At 61.7% G+C, this 17,226-nt stretch carries 13 protein-coding genes; 6 read left to right on the forward strand and 7 right to left on the reverse strand.

Features of this window, described 5'->3' with window-relative positions; all coding sequences use genetic code 11:
* The first annotated feature begins 13 nt into the window (after nt 1-13).
* Nucleotides 14-532, forward strand: coding sequence for an AmiS/UreI family transporter (locus B5T_RS12670; protein WP_014994908.1), 519 nt, complete (start codon nt 14-16; stop codon nt 530-532).
* A gap of 154 nt (nt 533-686) precedes the next feature.
* Here B5T_RS12670 and B5T_RS12675 read toward each other — a convergent pair whose 3' ends face one another.
* The 7 genes from B5T_RS12675 to B5T_RS12705 all read right to left on the reverse strand — a co-directional run bounded on the left by B5T_RS12675 (nt 687) and on the right by B5T_RS12705 (nt 9,357).
* Entirely contained in the window at nt 687-1,649 is a 963-nt protein-coding gene (locus B5T_RS12675) for a WD40/YVTN/BNR-like repeat-containing protein (protein ID WP_041717010.1), read from the reverse strand.
* A gap of 73 nt (nt 1,650-1,722) precedes the next feature.
* Nucleotides 1,723-2,925: a hypothetical protein gene (locus B5T_RS23520; protein WP_014994910.1), complete on the reverse strand. Its 1,203-nt coding sequence runs from the start codon at nt 2,923-2,925 to the stop codon at nt 1,723-1,725.
* Between the two features lie 39 nt (nt 2,926-2,964).
* Nucleotides 2,965-3,315, reverse strand: coding sequence for a hypothetical protein (locus tag B5T_RS12685; RefSeq protein ID WP_148279265.1), 351 nt, complete (start codon nt 3,313-3,315; stop codon nt 2,965-2,967).
* 128 nt (nt 3,316-3,443) lie between these two features.
* The gene (locus B5T_RS22720; RefSeq protein WP_014994912.1) at nt 3,444-4,442 is read right to left on the reverse strand and encodes a DUF4150 domain-containing protein; all 999 of its coding nucleotides are present in this window, start codon (nt 4,440-4,442) and stop codon (nt 3,444-3,446) included.
* Entirely contained in the window at nt 4,432-5,799 is a 1,368-nt protein-coding gene (locus tag B5T_RS12695) for a DUF2169 family type VI secretion system accessory protein (RefSeq protein ID WP_014994913.1), read from the reverse strand. The genes B5T_RS22720 and B5T_RS12695 overlap by 11 nt, the downstream gene beginning before the upstream one ends.
* A 3-nt stretch (nt 5,800-5,802) precedes the next feature.
* Entirely contained in the window at nt 5,803-7,941 is a 2,139-nt protein-coding gene (locus B5T_RS12700) for a type VI secretion system Vgr family protein (RefSeq protein ID WP_041717012.1), read from the reverse strand.
* A 651-nt stretch (nt 7,942-8,592) separates the two neighbouring features.
* Nucleotides 8,593-9,357, reverse strand: coding sequence for a GntR family transcriptional regulator (locus B5T_RS12705; protein WP_014994915.1), 765 nt, complete (start codon nt 9,355-9,357; stop codon nt 8,593-8,595).
* Between the two features lie 223 nt (nt 9,358-9,580).
* On the opposite strand from B5T_RS12705, the gene B5T_RS12710 reads away from it, so the two are divergent.
* Genes B5T_RS12710 through B5T_RS12730 form a run of 5 tightly spaced genes read left to right on the forward strand, consistent with a single transcriptional unit; the run spans nt 9,581 to nt 17,198 of the window.
* Nucleotides 9,581-11,272, forward strand: a complete 1,692-nt coding sequence (locus B5T_RS12710; RefSeq protein WP_014994916.1) for an L-lactate permease — start codon at nt 9,581-9,583, stop codon at nt 11,270-11,272.
* Nucleotides 11,273-11,285: 13 nt separating this feature from the next.
* On the forward strand, nt 11,286-12,107 hold the full coding sequence (locus B5T_RS12715) for a (Fe-S)-binding protein (RefSeq protein ID WP_014994917.1): 822 nt from the start codon (nt 11,286-11,288) through the stop codon (nt 12,105-12,107).
* A complete protein-coding gene (locus B5T_RS12720; RefSeq protein WP_014994918.1) occupies nt 12,104-13,543 on the forward strand; it encodes a LutB/LldF family L-lactate oxidation iron-sulfur protein in 1,440 nt (479 codons plus the stop codon). The genes B5T_RS12715 and B5T_RS12720 overlap by 4 nt, the downstream gene beginning before the upstream one ends.
* Nucleotides 13,540-14,379 (forward strand): LutC/YkgG family protein, encoded by an 840-nt coding sequence (locus tag B5T_RS12725; protein ID WP_014994919.1) that lies wholly within the window; start codon nt 13,540-13,542, stop codon nt 14,377-14,379. Before B5T_RS12720 ends, B5T_RS12725 begins: the two co-directional genes overlap by 4 nt.
* Entirely contained in the window at nt 14,376-17,198 is a 2,823-nt protein-coding gene (locus B5T_RS12730) for an FAD-binding and (Fe-S)-binding domain-containing protein (protein ID WP_014994920.1), read from the forward strand. Before B5T_RS12725 ends, B5T_RS12730 begins: the two co-directional genes overlap by 4 nt.
* The last annotated feature ends 28 nt before the right edge of the window (nt 17,199-17,226 follow it).

The raw sequence follows: 17,226 nt of genomic DNA on the forward strand, positions 1-17,226 counted from the left end.
AGGAGCACACATCATGATACTCGGACTCACCCTGCTGTACGTCGGCGCCGTGCTGTTTCTCAACAGCCTCTGGCTGATGAACAAGATCAGCGGCCGCGAGGTCGCCGTCATCAATCTGTTCGTCGGTGCACTGAGCCTGTGCATCGCCCTGTTCCTGATTCTCGCCGAGCCCTCGGGCCCACTGTCGATCAAGGCCGGCGCCTTCACCCTGTTGTTCGCCTTCACCTACCTGTGGGTCGCCGCCAATCAGTTTCTCAATGTGGACGGTAAGGGGCTGGGCTGGTTCTGTCTGTTCGTCAGCCTCACCGCCGGCACCATCGCGATCCAATCACTGGCGGACATCGGCGGCGATTTCGGTCTATGGAATACCTTCAACTGGGTAGCCTGGACCGTGCTGTGGTTCAGTTTCTTTTTGCTGTTGGGGCTGTCGCGGAACATTCAAAAGCCGGTGGCATGGCTCACTCTGTTGTGCGCCGTATTCACCGGCTGGATACCGGGATTGTTACTGCTTGAACAAGTCGTGCAGGCCTGATCGATCGGCATACATACCCGGCACTTGCCTCTCTACCCCTCCTGTAGGAGCCTGCCTTGCAGGCGAACCGCCCTGGCGTCTTAAAAAATTCGCCAGCAGGCGGAGGGCCGCCCCGACTGGCTCCTACAGGAGAACATTTGAGAGTCAGGTCTTTCTATCGATTATTCGGATGTTCAAAGCACTCCCATTCGTTGCCGTCGAAGCGAAGCAGCTTTTTCGGCGAAAGAGCCCAAAGAACCCCATCCTTGGCTTCAATATCAGAGACGTCTCGCAGATTCAGTTGGTCACTGATATCCAGACGCTCCGGGTTCAGGTTCCGCATGGAATAAATACCATCGTCAGCGGAAAGATAAACGACACCGTCATAGGACGTTATGGACAAAAAGTCCCACTCCGAGGTCTTGCGAGCAATGACTTTAAAGCCTTCCCGCGCGTTGCCTCGCAAGATCGTCCCCGCACTCCCTGCGATCCATAGTTCCGAAGGCGATGCGACATGAATACAATTCAGATGAGAGCCGGTAACGCGATCCAGCCTGCTCCACTCCCTGCCATTGTAGTGAGCTATAAAGCCATCGCTGCCGACGACATACAGGTCATCCTCATCCGGACCGTTGACGTCGTAAAGCGCAATCTCATTATCCATCGCATCGATCATGCTCTGGATCATGCGTTGCCGCTCTTCTTCCGTGATTCCCGAAGACGGCTGAGCGGAGACCGGAGCCTGCAGCAAACCAGCATCACAATGCTCCCAACCTGTATCCACCCTCCTGTAGACCTGGCCACCATGGCCGCAAACGTACAGGTGTTTTCCCAGCTTGCGAATTCTGTTCACCGGACCGTAATTCGGGCCGCTTTCCTTATCGCCCGCATCGTCGATCACCTCAACAATGGTGCCATCCCGGCTGTAGCATTCGACCTCGCCGTCTATGTTGAGCGCATAGGCTTTTCGCGTTTCATTGGCCATCGGTTCCGGGAAACACGTTGAGACCACCTCCCAGTCCGGCAGCTCATGATAGAACCATTTCTCTTCCGTCTGATCCTGGTAAATAAACATCACGGAATAAGGAGTATCTTCCGACTCGGCCCAAACGTCCGGGGAAGAAGCGATGTAATACATATCCCGATTTATTGCGCAGCCATTTACGAATGTAATCGGTGAGCCTTTCGTGTTTGACATAGTATTGCCTTCTCTAGAATTCCCCGGGGCCTTCACTACCCAAGTCGCCAAACGACAGCTCACGCGTCAGTTTGCCGCTCTTATTAGCCCTGACCTTGAAATCCGGCCCCATTCCCTTCGCCTGATGGTAAGCGCGTAACTGAGCCGCGAGGCTGGATGTCTTGCAACCGGTGACCGAAGCCGCAGCTTTAGCCCCCGCCATCTCTAAAGCAAGCAGGCTGGCCGTTCCCGGAGGGGAACCCAGTGCGCCGATTCCAGGCTCATACTTTTGATCGTATAGCCGGTGCACTCGGGTATGCTGGCTTCTAGTCAGGCAAATCACAAGGCCCTCTGGCTCGGATAAACCACCAGGAATCTGACGTCTTCCAGCGCCTTTACGAGTTCCAAGTCTGAACGCTCGATCAGGAACGACGTGATGTCCAATCTTACCTTCCGCCTTACATGTGTCGGGCCGGTAAGGCCTGAGAACACATTTCCCCCGCCCCTTGGTTTTAGCGCCATCGCCTTTCCCATCTTTACCGCCGCCGCCCGTCGAAGGCTCATCCGCCCTTTTCGCCCCCTGCTCCGTCGCTTCTCTGGCCCCCTTGCCCGCACCTTCCAGGGCGTCGGCTCCCTTACGCACGCCCTTGGCGGCGGTGGCGCCCCAGCCGGCGAAGGGAATCATGGCGGCGGCGGACAGGGCGGCGCCGGCGTAATCGCCGCGCGCCAGGCTGACCAGGGCATTGATACCGTCAGCCACCTCTCCGACCACGGGAATCAGGCCCACGCCATCCAGGGCTAACTGGGTGCCATCCAGAATACCTTCACCGTTCCGGGACCAGAACCCTTCTTCCTCCTCGGTTTCCGGCTCCACCGGAGGGTTGGCCTCACTGGCCGGTCCCGGGGTGGCGCCGGTTTCGCCGACCACCCGCCCTATGGTGTTGCCGCCGCCGTGGCTCTGAATCGAGCGGTTCTGGCGGCCGATAGGCGCTTCCTCTTCTTCCTCGTCCGGCGGTTCGAACTCCGGCAGATCCAGTTCCGGGTGCGCCTCCCGATAGGCGGCGTAGTCATCGTAGCTGAGCAGTTCCCGGGACAGCGGCGTTTCAATGGTTTCATCCGCCGGGAACACCTCCATGAGAACCCCTTCGGTTCTGGGGTCCACATGCAGCCAATCGCCGTTCGGCAGTTCCCGCCCCGCGTAGATTGTTATCGGATCCAAAACGATGACGTCATCCATCTCAGGCATCCTTTCCCATAGCCGCTACGGTCCCGCTGTTTATCGGCCCCGCACCTTGACGATGATGACGTCCGTTATCCGCCAGCGGCCGTCTTCGTCCAAGGCAATCGGCGCATGGAAAAAACGCATCAGCGGCGCCCGCGGCATCTGTTGCCGTTCGAACACCGGCCTCCCGGAAATCTCCGTGAGGCGCCAGCCACCTATCCTGGCCACACCGTCTTCGCTAATCATGGGCGCGGAATGATCACGCAGCTCGCCGATAAGGAAGCCGTAGTCCTGCTCCGGCTTTTTTTCGGACAGGACTTCAATCAGGTTCGCTTTGAGCGCTTCCAGATCCGCCAGGGTGAGCGGGTGGACGCCATCGGCGGTGTTCACTTCGATACTGATCATGGTGGTATCCATTGGCGGGGGCTGCCCGCTGTTGTTTCCGTTGTTGTTTGCAACGCAGGCCTGAGTCAGGGCGGTCAGGCACAAGAGCCCCAACAAAAACGAGCAACGCTCCATGGCCCTGAGCATATTCATTCCTCCACAGGCGGGGTGTCGCCTTCACCCGGGCACTTCCACACCGAGCGGGGTACTTTTCTTTTACGGGCCGTCTCCTCCAGTCCCGCTATGCGGTCTCCTTTCTCCGGTGGTCGCGTATTTCCATCGCTCAGTTGCACGTCACCGGAAGCGGTCACTCCCACCGGAAAAGCCGCGTTTGGATCCGCCGGAATAGGATAAGCCTCTTGTACGAACCGCTCGATGTCATCACTGTTAGGCACGAGCGCGCCATCCGCGTTGGTGGTCCGGAACTCGAACCCGTCGATATCCGGGGCTGGCATCCCTCGTTCAATGGCCCACGCCTCGGTTCTGTAGTAGGCATCTTCCTCCATCGCCTGCCAGCTCATGGATGGGTCCTGATGTTTGTGTATCAGCTCGTGATAGGCGGTGGTCGCGGCGGACTGTGCGGAACCGGTGGCCAGCATCAACAGCGAATCACCACTCCAGGAGCCGCCGCCAGGAAAGCGATCAACAATCCATTCGCTACCGTCGTAGATAAGGTCGTCGTAGTAGATATCGTCAGCCAGGTAGACATCCGTTTCGGCCAGATCGTCCACCACGTCCTTATCCTCGGGACATAACACTTTCAGTAGTTGGGCGATGCTCCAGTTTCCGCCATGGCTGCCGTTCATCCAGAATTCGTCGTCGTGGCGAACAATCGGCTTGCCCTGTACAAAGACACTGCTGCTGCGTCCCTTGGGCCAGCTCGCCGCCCCCACCGTACCACTCTTCACCCCCTTGGCACTGCCGGCGGCATCCCCCAGGGTTTTGGACACCAGGCTGGCATCGAACAGCACCAGTTCATGGCCGTTGGCGCGCACCGTGGCCGCGGTCTTGCCGCTCTGCGCCAGCTCGGCGGTAACCGGGTACGGCACCGGCGGCGTGCTGCTGCCCATGGGAGTCTTGCACACATCCGGAGCCAGGCTCACTACCTTCCAGCCCCCTTGCTTGCGGGCGATGTAATCATCCGCCATCCGTGGTTTCCTCCACTTCGATCCCGGCCTGATCCACCTTCACCAGCGGCGCTTCCGGATCGGTCTCAAAGCGGGCTTCGATCACGCGTACCGGCGTCCCCTCGGGAATGGAAATCCGGTGGGTCACATGCAGTTCCATGGCTTCGGTATCGACGATCAGGGTGTCGGTCAGCAGCGGCATCGGCACCATGGCGCCATTGCTCATTCGCAACAAAACAAAGGGCTTGTGCTGCGGCAATTCGGTTCGCAGATAGCCGCGCGGCGTCTGCGAGGGGTCGGTCAGATTCCACAACTCGATGTGCGTTCCCGGCAGCGGATACTCGATCTGCTGATCCGCTGGCGCCCCATTCCAATAAGCGAAATCGAAATCCTCCGGCAAGCCGGGCCAGCGCCGTTTCAGCCAGTCATCGTCGTAACTCCCGGCACGAGCCAGCCGTGGCGCCCAGGCACGACCGACAATACCAAACCCCGCCGGCGTGGCGCCGTACCCGGCGGCCAGGCGCGCCATTGCCCTGGCGTCCTGTTCACCGTCCGGATGACGGCCCTGCACCAGCTCACTGCATGGCTGTCGCGGGTCTTCAATTCGCGGCGCCGGCAGCCGGGTCAGCGATTGACCGACCTTGTTCGCGAGGCGGCGATGACGGCGCTCGATCCAGCCACATCCCAAAGGGTTACTGAAACAGACTTCATTGAGCCAATGAGAAGGCGCGGACGGATCGCCGGCATGGCCGGGATTGGCGACTTCACTACGCCCGCCAAAGGCATATTCCCAGCGCAACGGCACCGTCCGGGCGCGGGCCGGGCGGGACAGCCACCAGCGTCCCCAGCGGCGTTTGAAATAACGCTCCCCGGTGACCTGGAGCACCTTGTCCATCAGCACGCGGGTGGTGGGCGCCTGCAGCCGTTCCCGTTCCGCCTGCTGACGCTCAAATTGCCATTGCTGCCGCTGCTTTTCCGACAACGGCATACGGGGATTCAACGGCCGCGGCGGCGGCGTCTGAATATCCGCGGGAGTCATCGGCAGGCTCAATTTGAAGCGCACCCGCCATGATCGGGACGGCTTGCCCCCGGGCGCATGAGCCTGCCCTCTGAGCAAGACATCGCACTTGGGTTTGTACGGCGCCAGGTCGCTTTCCTCGAAAGCACTGGAGTACCCCGGCTCCCCGTAGTAACGGTCTTCCATACACAAAGGCAGCGGCTCACCGTCCATCACCCGGGCATGGAACACGCCGGCTTCGTTGTCATCGGGCACAAGACGGTAGCCCACCTTCATCGCGATGATGCGATGCTCGGCGCCGGCCGGATCCAGACCACCGTAGCAAAGCGCATCGAAAGGCGTGAGGTTGCGGAATTCCATCGGTCAGTTGATATCCACGTCCTTGCCGATGATGTGAACCGGCCCGCTGGCGCCAAACTCAAACTGCACGCCATTGATGCGCACGGTGCCATCGGACTTCATCACCAGCGAGGATTTGCCAACGGTGATGGACAGCTCATCCCGCGCATTGATGGTGAAACGCTTGCCCACCAGAACGGATTTATTGATGCCTACCTGCTCCGACTGGGACAGCCCCACCGTGGTGTTCATAGCGGCCCCCACGGAAACCTGATAAGCACCGCCGATGGTCAGCGCCTTGGCCAGGGCCACGGTTTCCGCCTTGGCCTGTTTGATCAGTTCGGTCTGATTGCCGCCGATCACCACATTCTCATTGTCGCCCACGTCCTCGCTGCGATTGGCGCCAATGGAAATGGTCTCGTTCCGGTCCACCCTTTCAGTGCGGTTGTTGTGCACGGTGATGGTTTCATCACGATCCACGGTTTCGGTGCGGTCGCGCTTGATGTGGCTGGTTTCATCGCGGTCGATGGTTTTGCTGCGATCCTGGCCGACCCAGTGGGTCTCGTCGTTCTCGACTTCAATATCCTGATTCTTTTCCGCGTGGATCCAGAGCTGCTCCTCGCCCTTCTTGTCCTCGAAGCGGATGGCATTGGCGTTGTCATAGCCGCCGCCCTGGCTGGAACGGGTCAGAATCCCGGTTTGGGTTTTGTTGGCGGGCAGATCCCAGGGCGGCATATTGGCCTGGTTATAGACCCGACCGGTGATGATCGGCTTGTCCGGATCACCGTCCAGAAACTGGACCAGAACTTCCTGACCAATGCGCGGCACCGCCATGAAACCGAAGCGCTCACCGGCCCAGTTCGATGCCACCCTGACCCAACAGGAACTGGCCTCGTTACTCTGGCCTTCGCGGTCGAAATGAAACTGCAGCCGCACCCGCCCATACTCGTCGCAATAAATTTCCTCGCCGCTGGGGCCCACCACGGTGGCGGTCATCAGCCCGTACAGCTTGGGCTGCTGACTGTTGAAGCCACGCCCGGGCCGCCAGGGCACTTTCTTGCGCAGACACTGGAAGCGGTTTTCGTATTGGGAAACCGACTCCTTGCCGAGGTAGTTGTTGCGCGCCTGATGATGCGTCTCCACCACCAGGAACTGGTGGTCGCTTTCCTCTTCCACATCATGGTCGAAATGATCCGCCAGTCCGAACCAGCGGCCCGGCTGCAACCGGCTGCAATCGCCCTCGCCCTGGAACACCTTGGCGTGGGCCTCGATTTCCTCCATGCGGCGGCGGCTCTGCATTTCTCCGCTCTCCCGCGCCTTGAAACCATAGGCGCCGGCGTATTCGTAAACCTCCAGGTCCGGCACCATGCCCTGATCATTGACAGTGGCGGCGCTGGCCATCTGCGGTTGCGGATTCTTGAAGTTGAAACTGGCGGCGCTGTAAGCGGTGGACGCCAGACGGCGATGGGCGAACCACTCACTGATGGCGTCGCTGACCCGGCTGCCGCCTTCCTTGTGATAGCGCACCCGCTGTGAGCCATCGACGGGTTCCGAGGTGGCGGAGTCATCACTGAGCACCAGGGTGTGGCCGTCGGCGTGATGCTCGTACCAGTAATACCAACCTCGCTCCTCCCAGCGCCGATGCAGATAGTTGTAGTCGGATTCATCCCACTGCATGGCGAAGGTCAGCGTGGCATCGTCCTCCGGCTTGATGAAATGAGTACGATAGTCCCGCAACGGATAGTCCGCGAAGACCTCCGCGGTCTGATCCGCCACGGTCTGGTTCTGGAACAGGTAATTATCCTTACGCAACTTCAGGAAACTGAGCCACGGCCCCAGCTGCATTTCGTAGGTGGCGTAGCCGCCATCGGTACCGCGCCGGGAAAACTCGAAAACATAACCGTTGAAATAACGAAGCGAGCCATCCTTGCGCACCAGTTCCAGGGTCACCATGCGGCCAATGAAGCTTTTGGCGTGCAGATGGGCATCATCGGATATCAGCGTCACCGTGTAGCTGAAATCCCGGCACAGACCTTCCGTAGCATCCAATTGCTCTGGCAACAGTACCGCATCCGGCCCATCGTTATGGGGAAACTTCAGTCGCAGCAAGCGATTGTGCTGCTCGTTGATCAAGGAACGAAACGCTTGCACAAGCATGCTCATGGCGTCGCTCTACGCTGTCGGAAAAGAAGGGAATCAGAAGAAGTGCGCGGAAAGATCACAGATGAAACGCTCCCTGTTGATAGTGCCATTCCCATATCCGTAATAGGAATATCTCAGCTCGTCTTTTTCTTTTATACCACCAAGTTTGTCAACCAAATAACCACAACGAACAGGCCTTTATAAAGGGGTTATAACTGACCATAAAGCGTCATGATCCCATCCGTTGAAGACAGCTCGATGACAGTAAGGAAAGTGAATCGTATCAAAGCGCTAACGCCGGTTCTTCGGCGCCGAATGAGGAAGATTGCCAGTGCGGCGATAAAACATTTTCATAATACCGACAGACGTCAAGCGACTATTCTTCGCCACACAAACCAAATTCTCCGCCCTGATTTTGTGATGAATGTCACGTTTGTCAAAGCAGGTTCACACAGTTTGCACTATGAAGCCGCTGTAGGAGCTTGCCCTGCAAGCGAATGGAGCAACGCCGGAAGCCAAGATTCGCCAGCAGGGCTAGCTCCTACAGACCATGCTACGAAGCCGCTGTAGGAGCTTGCCTGCAAGCGAATATGGCAAAGGTCCCGGACAACGTCATTCGCTTGCAAGCGGAGCGCCGCCCGGCAAGCTTCCCACAACGGGTATACCGGGCCCTCAACGCCGCACCCGGCGCTCGGCCCGCTCCACTCGTTGCGCCTGCTGGCGCGCTTCATCGAGCACTTCGCGCACGTAGCTGATGTGATTCTGCGCCACCGCGCGGGCATCCTCGGCACGCTGTTCCAGGATGGCGTCGAGAAGCTGGCGGTGCTGGGCCAGCAGCATGTCACGGGTTTCGTCCCGCTGTTCGTACATGCCACCGATGTTGGTGACCACATTGTGCTTGAGCAGCTCGAACAAGCCGCGAATGGTGTGCAGCAGCACGGCGTTGTGACTGGCCTCGGCAATGGCCAGATGGAAGGCGGCATCGGCGGCGCCTTCCTCGGCGCGAGCCACCTTGGCGTCGCTATAGCAGCGATGCAGGGTCTCGAACGCATCGCGCAGACGCTGGCGATCCAGTTCCGTGGCCCGCTGCGCGGCGTAATAGGCGCAGGCCCCTTCCAGGGTATGACGGAATTCCAGCAGATCCTGCTGGGCGTCGCTGTGCTTTTCCAGCAGATGCAGCAGTGGATCGCTGAAAGTGGAACCCAACTGCTCCGCCACGAAAGTGCCGCCGCCCTGGCGGCTGGTCAGCAGGCCCCGCACCACCAGTTGCTGAATCGCTTCACGCAGAGAGGGCCTCGACACACCGAACTGCTCCGCCAGGGCACGTTCCGCCGGCAAACGCTCTCCGGCTTTGAAACTGCCCTCCAGAATCATCGTTTCCAGCTTCTCCACGATCTCATCGGAAAGCCGCCGATGACGGACTTGCCCCGTATTCATACTCACCTCAGAATTGGTCTTACCAATTGAATTATCCTACGACGCTCCAAATCTTCACGCCATCCATTGCCCACCATCCCTAGACAAAGGTCGACCCACCCTCAGCCTTGACGCACCGAGGATCAGCTTTTAGTCTAGTTTTTCAGTTTGGATAATTGGTCAGACCAATTTACACAAATCCCATCGACGATGCAAACAACAATACCAAGGAGACGTTCGCGCCATGCAACCCGGCCTGCTTGCTCTTTTCGCTTTCTCCCCCATCGTTCTCGCCGCGTTGCTGTTGATCGGCCTGCGCTGGCCGGCCCGCCGCGCCATGCCGGTGGTGTACCTGTTCACCGCCGTGGTGGCCCTGTTGGTCTGGGACATGAGTTTCAACCGCCTGCTCGCCTCCACGCTTCAAGGGCTGGTGATCACGCTGGGGTTGTTGTGGATCATCTTCGGTGCGCTGCTGCTGCTCAACACACTCAAGCATTCCGGCGCCATTGCCGTGATTCATAAGGGCTTCACCACACTCAGCCCGGACCGTCGCATTCAGGCCATCGTCATCGCCTGGTTGTTCGGCAGTTTCATCGAGGGCGCCTCCGGGTTCGGCACCACCGCCGCCATCGCCGCGCCCTTGCTGGTGGCGATCGGTTTCCCGGCCCTGGCGGCGGTACTGATGGGCATGCTGGTGCAAAGCACCCCGGTTTCCTTCGGCGCCGTCGGCACGCCCATTGTGGTCGGCGTCACCAGCGGTCTGGACAGCGCCGCCCTGAGCCTCGAGCTGACCGAGCGCGGTTCCAGCTGGGAGCAGTTTCTGCAGCAGATCACCAGTAGCGTGGCCATCACCCACGCCCTGGTGGGTACCATCATGCCGATGATCATGGTGTTGATGCTGACCCGCTTTTTCGGCAAGGACAAAAGCTGGAAAGCCGGCTTCGAAGTGCTGCCGTTCGCGTTGTTCGCTGGCCTTGCCTTCACTCTGCCCTACCTGGCCACCGGCCTGCTGCTCGGCCCGGAGTTCCCGTCCCTGCTCGGCGGCCTGATCGGCCTGGCCATCGTCACCACCGCCATTCGTTTGAATTTCCTGGTCCCCAAACAGCAGTGGGATTTCGCCGACCGTGAACACTGGCCGCATCAGTGGCTGGGCAGCCTGGACATCAAGGTGGCGGATTTGACCGGCCGCCCCATGGGTACCCTGCGCGCCTGGCTGCCCTATGTGCTGGTCGGGGGGTTGCTGGTGATCAGCCGGGTGTTCCCGGAAATCGGCGCGGCGCTGAAGAGCATCGCCGTCGGCTGCACCGACCTGCTCGGAGAAACCGGCATCAGCGCCAGCGTCCAGCCGCTGTATCTGCCCGGCGGCATCCTGGTGGCGGTGGTACTGATCACCTTCCTGCTGCACCGCATGAAACCCGCCGCCCTGGGCGCGGCGGTGAAGGAATCCTCCGGCGTTCTGCTCAGCGCCGGGTTCGTGTTGTTGTTCACCGTGCCGATGGTGCGGATTCTGATCAACTCCGGCGTCAATGCCTCGGATCTGCCTAGCATGCCGATTGCCATGGCCCGCTACGTAGCGGATAGCGTCGGCGGCATTTACCCCCTGTTCGCGCCCGCCGTGGGCGCGCTGGGGGCTTTTTTGGCCGGCTCCAACACGGTCAGCAACATGATGTTCAGCCAGTTTCAGTATGGCGTCGCCCACAGCCTCGGGCTGTCCGGTGCCATGATGGTGGCGGCCCAGGCGGTCGGCGCCGCCGCCGGCAACATGGTGGCGATCCACAATGTGGTGGCCGCCTCCGCCACCGTCGGCCTGCTCGGTCAGGAAGGGGCGACTTTGCGCAAAACCATCTGGCCGACGTTTTATTATGTGATGATGACAGGACTGATCGCCCTGCTGGCGCTCTACCTCCTCGGTGTCACCGATCCACTGGTTCAATGAAGGAATCGCCGCCATGAACGCTCCCCGCACCTTCGTTCCCCAGGCCACCCGCACCGCCGAGCCAACCGCGGCGCCCCGGACTTATCCCGAGCACAAGCCCGAGCGGATTTATCTGTTCGGCACCTGCGTGGTGGATCTGTTTTTCCCGGAGGCCGGCATGGATGCCATACGGTTACTGGAACGGGAGGGGATTCAGGTGGTTTTCCCCCAGGCGCAAAGCTGCTGCGGCCAGCCGGCGTACACCAGCGGCTACACCGATCAGGCGCGCGAAGTGGCGCGGGCGCAGTTGGCGCTGTTCGACCAGGACTGGCCGGTGGTGGTGCCTTCCGGTTCCTGTGCCGGCATGTTCCGCCATCATTACCTGGAGCTGTTCGCCGACGAGCCGGATACCCTGGCACGGGCCAGGGCCGTGGCGGAACGCACCTACGAACTGGCGGAGTTCCTGCTGCATGTTTGCCACGTCCAGTTGCGTGATCAGGGCCCGCCCACCGAGGTGGCCCTGCACACCTCCTGCAGCGCCCGCCGGGAAATGCACACCCACCATCACGGTCGCGCCCTGCTCGATCAGTTGTCCGGGGTACGCCGGGTGGATCATGATCACGAAAGCGAGTGTTGCGGCTTCGGCGGCACTTTTTGTGTGCGCATGCCGGAGATTTCCGGCGCCATGGTGGCGGACAAGACCCGCTCCCTGCGCGACAGCGGCGCCGCCCGCGTGGTGAGCGCGGACGCCGGCTGCCTGATGAACATCAACGGCGCCCTGGAAAAACAGCAAGCCCCCCTGCAAGGCCAGCATCTGGCCAGCTTTCTTTGGCAACGCACCGGAGGCCAGCCATGAGCCAGCCCGCGCGCATCCCGCTACGGGATGAATTCAACAGCCGCGCCCACGATGCACTGGGGGATGCCCAACTCAGACGCAATTTTCGCGGTGCCATGGACTCGCTGATGGAGAAGCGCGCCGCCGCCTTCAGCGACGCCGACGAGCGCGAGCGGTTGCGCACCCTGGGCAATCACATCCGCGCCCGCGCGCTGTCCCGGCTGCCGGATCTTCTGGAGCAGCTGGAAAGCAATCTCACCGCCAACGGTATCCAGGTGCACTGGGCGGAAACCACCGAGCAGGCCAATCGCATCGTCCTCGACATCGCCGAGCGCCGCCAGGCCAGGCAGGTGATCAAGGGCAAGTCCATGGTCAGCGAGGAGATGGATATGAACCATGTCCTCGCCGACCACGGTATCGAGTGTCTGGAATCGGACATGGGCGAGTACATCATTCAGCTCGATCACGAGAAGCCCTCGCACATCATCATGCCGGCGATCCACAAGAATGCCGATCAGGTGGCCCGGTTGTTCGAACGGGAACTGGGCGAACCCTACACCCGCGACGTCAACCAACTGATTCAGACTGGCCGCCGGATACTGCGGCAAAAATTCTTCGACGCCGACATCGGTGTCTCCGGCGTCAATTTCGCGGTGGCCGAAACCGGCACCCTGGTGCTGGTGGAAAACGAGGGCAACGGCCGCATGAGCACCACCGTGCCCAAGGTGCACATCGCCGTCACCGGCATCGAAAAAGTGGTGGCCCATCTGCGTGATGTAGTGCCGCTGCTGTCGCTGCTGACCCGCTCCGCTCTGGGGCAGCCGATCACCACCTACATCAACATGATCTCCCGTCCGCGCCAGGCCGGCGAGCGCGACGGGCCGGAAGAAGTCCACCTGGTGCTGCTCGACAACGGTCGCAGCCAAGCCTTCGCCGACAGCGAACTGCGGCAGACCCTGAACTGCATCCGCTGCGGCGCCTGCATGAACCACTGCCCGGTGTACACCCGCGTCGGCGGCCACACCTATGGCGAGGTCTACCCCGGCCCCATCGGCGCCATCATCACCCCGCACCTGGTGGGCCTGGACAAAGTGCCGGACCATCCCAGCGCGTCTTCCCTGTGCGGCGCCTGCGGCGAAGTCTGCCCGGTGCGGATTCCGATTCCATCGCTGTTGCGGCGCTTGCGCGAAGAGAACGTGTCCCGTCCGGACCCCGGGCACGCGGTGATGCGCGGCCAGGGCAGCAAATACTCGGCACTGGAGAGTACCGTCTGGACGCTCTGGCGCACGCTGTACACGCGCCCGCTGCTGTACCGGCTGTTCCGCTTCTTCGCCACCCGCTTGCGCGCGCTGACACCCTCGCGTCTCGGCCCCTGGACCGAGCACCGCGGCGCCCCCAAACCCGCCGCCCGTTCCCTGCACGAACTGGCCCGCAAACATCTGGAGCAGTCCCGATGAGCGCCAAAGCCCGCATTCTCGACAAACTCCGGCACAGCCTGGCCGGCACCGAAACGCTGCCGGACGATTTCGACGAGACGCTGGTCACCGAACCCTGGCGCTATCCGCCGGAGCAGCGCCTTGCCCGCTTGCGGGAATTGATGGAAGCGGTGCGCACGGAAATTCATCTCACCAGCCAGACTCAATGGCCGGACCTGCTGGCCGCCCTGCTCGCCGAAAAGCAACTGACACGTCTGCTGATCGCACCGGAGACCGACCATGGCCGGCAATTAACCGCGCACTGGTCGACCCGTTCCGATGCGTCACTATCCACCCTCTCCCTGTCCCTCTCCCCTCAAGGGAGAGGGGACCGAATAGATGGGCCTGTCTTGTCTCCCCTCTCCCTTGAGGGGAGAGGGGCCGGGGGAGAGGGTGAAACAGCGGCCGGATCCGGCACGGACTCAACTCAGGAGCATTCGCCCTCCGATTTACCGGCCTTGCACGCCTACGACCGGCCCGTGGAAGAGTGGAAACACGAGCTGTTCCATGACACCCCGGCCAGTCTCACCGGCACGGTCGGCGCCATCGCCGCCACCGGCAGTCTGATTCTGTGCCCGGACCGCCACGAACCGCGCTTGATGAGTCTGGTGCCGCCGGTGCATTTCGCGCTACTGCGCGCCAGCACCATCCATGACAATCTCTATGAAGCCCAGCGCGCCTTGAACTGGCGCGCCGGCATGCCCACCAACGCGCTGTTGATCTCTGGCCCGTCCAAGACCGCCGACATCGAGCAGGTACTGGCCTACGGCGCCCACGGCCCCAAGGACCTGGTGGTACTGATTCTGGAGGACGCATGACCGCTGCCGCCCACGGCCCGCTGCCCGCCCCTTTTCTGCGGGCAGTGGAAGCCCTGATTCCCGCCTCACGGCGTTTCGACGATCCGTTGTCCACTCTGGCGTTCGGCACCGACGCCAGCTTTTACCGTCTGATTCCGAAACTGGTGATCCGGGTGGAAACGGAAGCGGAAGTGGTGACGCTGCTGCAGCTGGCCGGCGAGCATGCCGTGCCGGTGACGTTCCGCGCCGCCGGCACCAGTTTGTCCGGCCAGGCGATCAGTGATTCCGTGCTGATCGTGCTGGGCGACCAGTGGAACGGCCGGGAAATTCGTAACGACGGCGAACAGATCCGCCTGCAACCCGGCGTCATCGGTGCCCAGGCCAACGCCTGGCTGGCGCCGCTGGGCCGCAAGATCGGCCCGGATCCGGCGTCCATCAACGCCGCCAAGATCGGCGGCATCGTCGCCAACAATTCCAGCGGCATGTGCTGCGGCACCGCCCAGAACACCTACCACACCCTGGCCGGCATGCGCCTGGTGCTGGCCGACGGCACCGTGCTGGACAGCGAGGACGCGGACAGCATCACGCGCTTCCGGCAAAGCCACGCGGCCCTGCTCGAACAACTGGCGGCACTGGGCCGGGCGACCCGCGCCGATATGCCTCTAAGCAGCCGTATCCGCCATAAATACCGTCTCAAGAACACCACCGGCCTGTCCTTGAACGCGCTGGTGGATTACGACGATCCGCTGGATATTCTCACCCATCTGATGGTGGGCTCGGAGGGAATCCTTGGCTTCATCAGCGCGGTCACCTACGACACCGTGCCGGAGTACCCGCACCGGGCCAGCGCCCTGATCGTGTTCCCCGACGTGGACACCTGCTGCCGGGCGGTGCCGGTGCTGAAGCAGCAACCGGTGTCGGCGGTGGAATTGCTCGACCGCCGCAGTCTGCGCTCGGTACAGGATCAGCCGGGCATGCCCGACTGGGTGCCGGGCCTGTCCGACGGCGCCTGCGCCTTGCTGATCGAATCCCGCGCCGCCGCCGAAACCCTGTTGCAGGAACAATTACAGGGTATTCGCCAGGCCCTCGCCGCCTTCGCGGTGGAGAAGCAGGTGGATTTCAGCACCGATGCGGCGGTGAACGAGCAACTCTGGGCCATCCGCAAAGGCACCTTTCCGGCGGTGGGCGCGGTGCGGCCCACCGGCACCACGGTGATCATCGAGGACGTGACCTTCCCGGTGGAACAACTCGCCGACGGCGTGCGCGGCCTGCTCACCCTGTTCGATAAACACGGTTATGACGAAGCGATCATCTTTGGCCACGCCCTGGAAGGCAATCTGCACTTCGTGTTCACCCAGGGCTTCGACGACCCGGCCCAGGTGCAACGCTATGAAGCCTTCATGGGCGACGTGGCCAAACTGGTGGCGGAAGACTTCGGCGGCGCGCTCAAGGCCGAGCACGGCACCGGCCGCAACATGGCGCCCTTCGTGGAGCTGGAATGGGGCCGCGACGCCTATCAACTGATGTGGAAAATCAAACGGCTGCTCGACCCCGCCGGTATCCTCAACCCGGATGTGGTGTTGTCCGAGGACCCGCGCATTCACCTGAAACATCTCAAGCCGCTGCCCGCCGCCAACGAGATCGTCGACAAGTGTATCGAGTGCGGCTTCTGCGAACCGGTGTGCCCTTCCCGCGGCCTGACCCTGACACCGCGCCAGCGCATCGTGGTGTGGCGGGACATTCAGGCCAAACGCCGCGACGGAGCCGGCGCCACCGCGCTCTGGAACGACTATCTGTATCGCGGCATCGATTCCTGCGCGGCCACCGGCCTGTGCGCCCAGCGCTGCCCGGTGGGCATCAACACCGGCGATCTGGTGCGTGAATTGAGAGCCGAACAGGCCCGGCACACCGGCACCGCCGACCGGCTGGCCGATCATTTCAGCGGCGCTCTTGCCGCCACCCGGGTTACCCTGCGCGGTGCCACCACCGCGCAAAAACTGCTCGGCGGGGAACGGCTGCAAACGCTGTCCAAGGGCCTGCGCCAACTGTCCGGTGAACGTATTCCGATGTGGACGCCGGCCATGCCGCAAGCCACCTCCCTGCCCCGCCATCAACCTCTTTCCGCCGGGCAGCGCCCGCGCGTGGTCTATCTGGCCGCCTGCGTCTCCCGCACCATGGGACCATCGCTGAGCGATCCGGAGCAAGTACCGCTGATCGACAAAACCCGGGCGCTGCTGGAAAAAGCAGGCTTCGAGGTGGTGTTCCCGGAAGATCTGGACAGCCTGTGCTGCGGCCAGCCTTTCGCTTCCAAAGGCTATCCGGAACAGGGGGACCGTAAACGGGATCAATTGGCGGCGGCGCTGCTGAAAGCCAGCCGCGATGGCGAGGATCCAATTTATTGCGACACCAGCCCCTGTACCTTGCGGCTGACGGAAGGCCCTCTGGACAAGCGACTGAAACTCTATGATCCGGTGAAGTTCATTCGCGAGCATCTCTATTCCCGGCTCACGTTTTCACCGCTGGACACGTCGGTGGCGGTGCACGTCACCTGCAGCACGCAGCATCTTGGGGAAAGCGCCGGTCTGCTCGATATCGCCCGTCGCTGTGCCCGGGAGGTGGTGGTTCCGGAAGGGATTCACTGCTGCGGCTTCGCCGGTGACAAGGGCTTCACCACCCCGGAGCTCAACGCCCACGCGCTGCGTGATCTGCACGACACCGTGCGGCACTGCGACGAGGGCATCTCCACCAGCCGCACCTGCGAGATTGGTCTCAGCCATCATGGCGGCATTGATTATCACGGGCTGGTGTATCTGGTGGACCGGGCGACCACGGCGGTTTGACGTTTTGCACCCTCTCCCTGTCCCTCTC

The organism is Alloalcanivorax dieselolei B5 (genome assembly GCF_000300005.1).
GTDB classification, from domain to species: Bacteria; Pseudomonadota; Gammaproteobacteria; order Pseudomonadales; family Alcanivoracaceae; genus Alloalcanivorax; species Alloalcanivorax dieselolei.

Bases quoted from the DNA above. Each gene is read 5' to 3' on its own strand.
- B5T_RS12670 (WP_014994908.1), top strand. From the start codon at position 14: ATGATACTCGGACTCACCCTGCTGTACGTCGGCGCCGTGCTGTTTCTC.
- B5T_RS12675 (WP_041717010.1), bottom strand. From the start codon at position 1,649: ATGTATTACATCGCTTCTTCCCCGGACGTTTGGGCCGAGTCGGAAGAT.
- B5T_RS23520 (WP_014994910.1), bottom strand. From the start codon at position 2,925: ATGGATGACGTCATCGTTTTGGATCCGATAACAATCTACGCGGGGCGG.
- B5T_RS12685 (WP_148279265.1), bottom strand. From the start codon at position 3,315: ATGATCAGTATCGAAGTGAACACCGCCGATGGCGTCCACCCGCTCACC.
- B5T_RS22720 (WP_014994912.1), bottom strand. From the start codon at position 4,442: ATGGCGGATGATTACATCGCCCGCAAGCAAGGGGGCTGGAAGGTAGTG.
- B5T_RS12695 (WP_014994913.1), bottom strand. From the start codon at position 5,799: ATGGAATTCCGCAACCTCACGCCTTTCGATGCGCTTTGCTACGGTGGT.
- B5T_RS12700 (WP_041717012.1), bottom strand. From the start codon at position 7,941: ATGAGCATGCTTGTGCAAGCGTTTCGTTCCTTGATCAACGAGCAGCAC.
- B5T_RS12705 (WP_014994915.1), bottom strand. From the start codon at position 9,357: ATGAATACGGGGCAAGTCCGTCATCGGCGGCTTTCCGATGAGATCGTG.
- B5T_RS12710 (WP_014994916.1), top strand. From the start codon at position 9,581: ATGCAACCCGGCCTGCTTGCTCTTTTCGCTTTCTCCCCCATCGTTCTC.
- B5T_RS12715 (WP_014994917.1), top strand. From the start codon at position 11,286: ATGAACGCTCCCCGCACCTTCGTTCCCCAGGCCACCCGCACCGCCGAG.
- B5T_RS12720 (WP_014994918.1), top strand. From the start codon at position 12,104: ATGAGCCAGCCCGCGCGCATCCCGCTACGGGATGAATTCAACAGCCGC.
- B5T_RS12725 (WP_014994919.1), top strand. From the start codon at position 13,540: ATGAGCGCCAAAGCCCGCATTCTCGACAAACTCCGGCACAGCCTGGCC.
- B5T_RS12730 (WP_014994920.1), top strand. From the start codon at position 14,376: ATGACCGCTGCCGCCCACGGCCCGCTGCCCGCCCCTTTTCTGCGGGCA.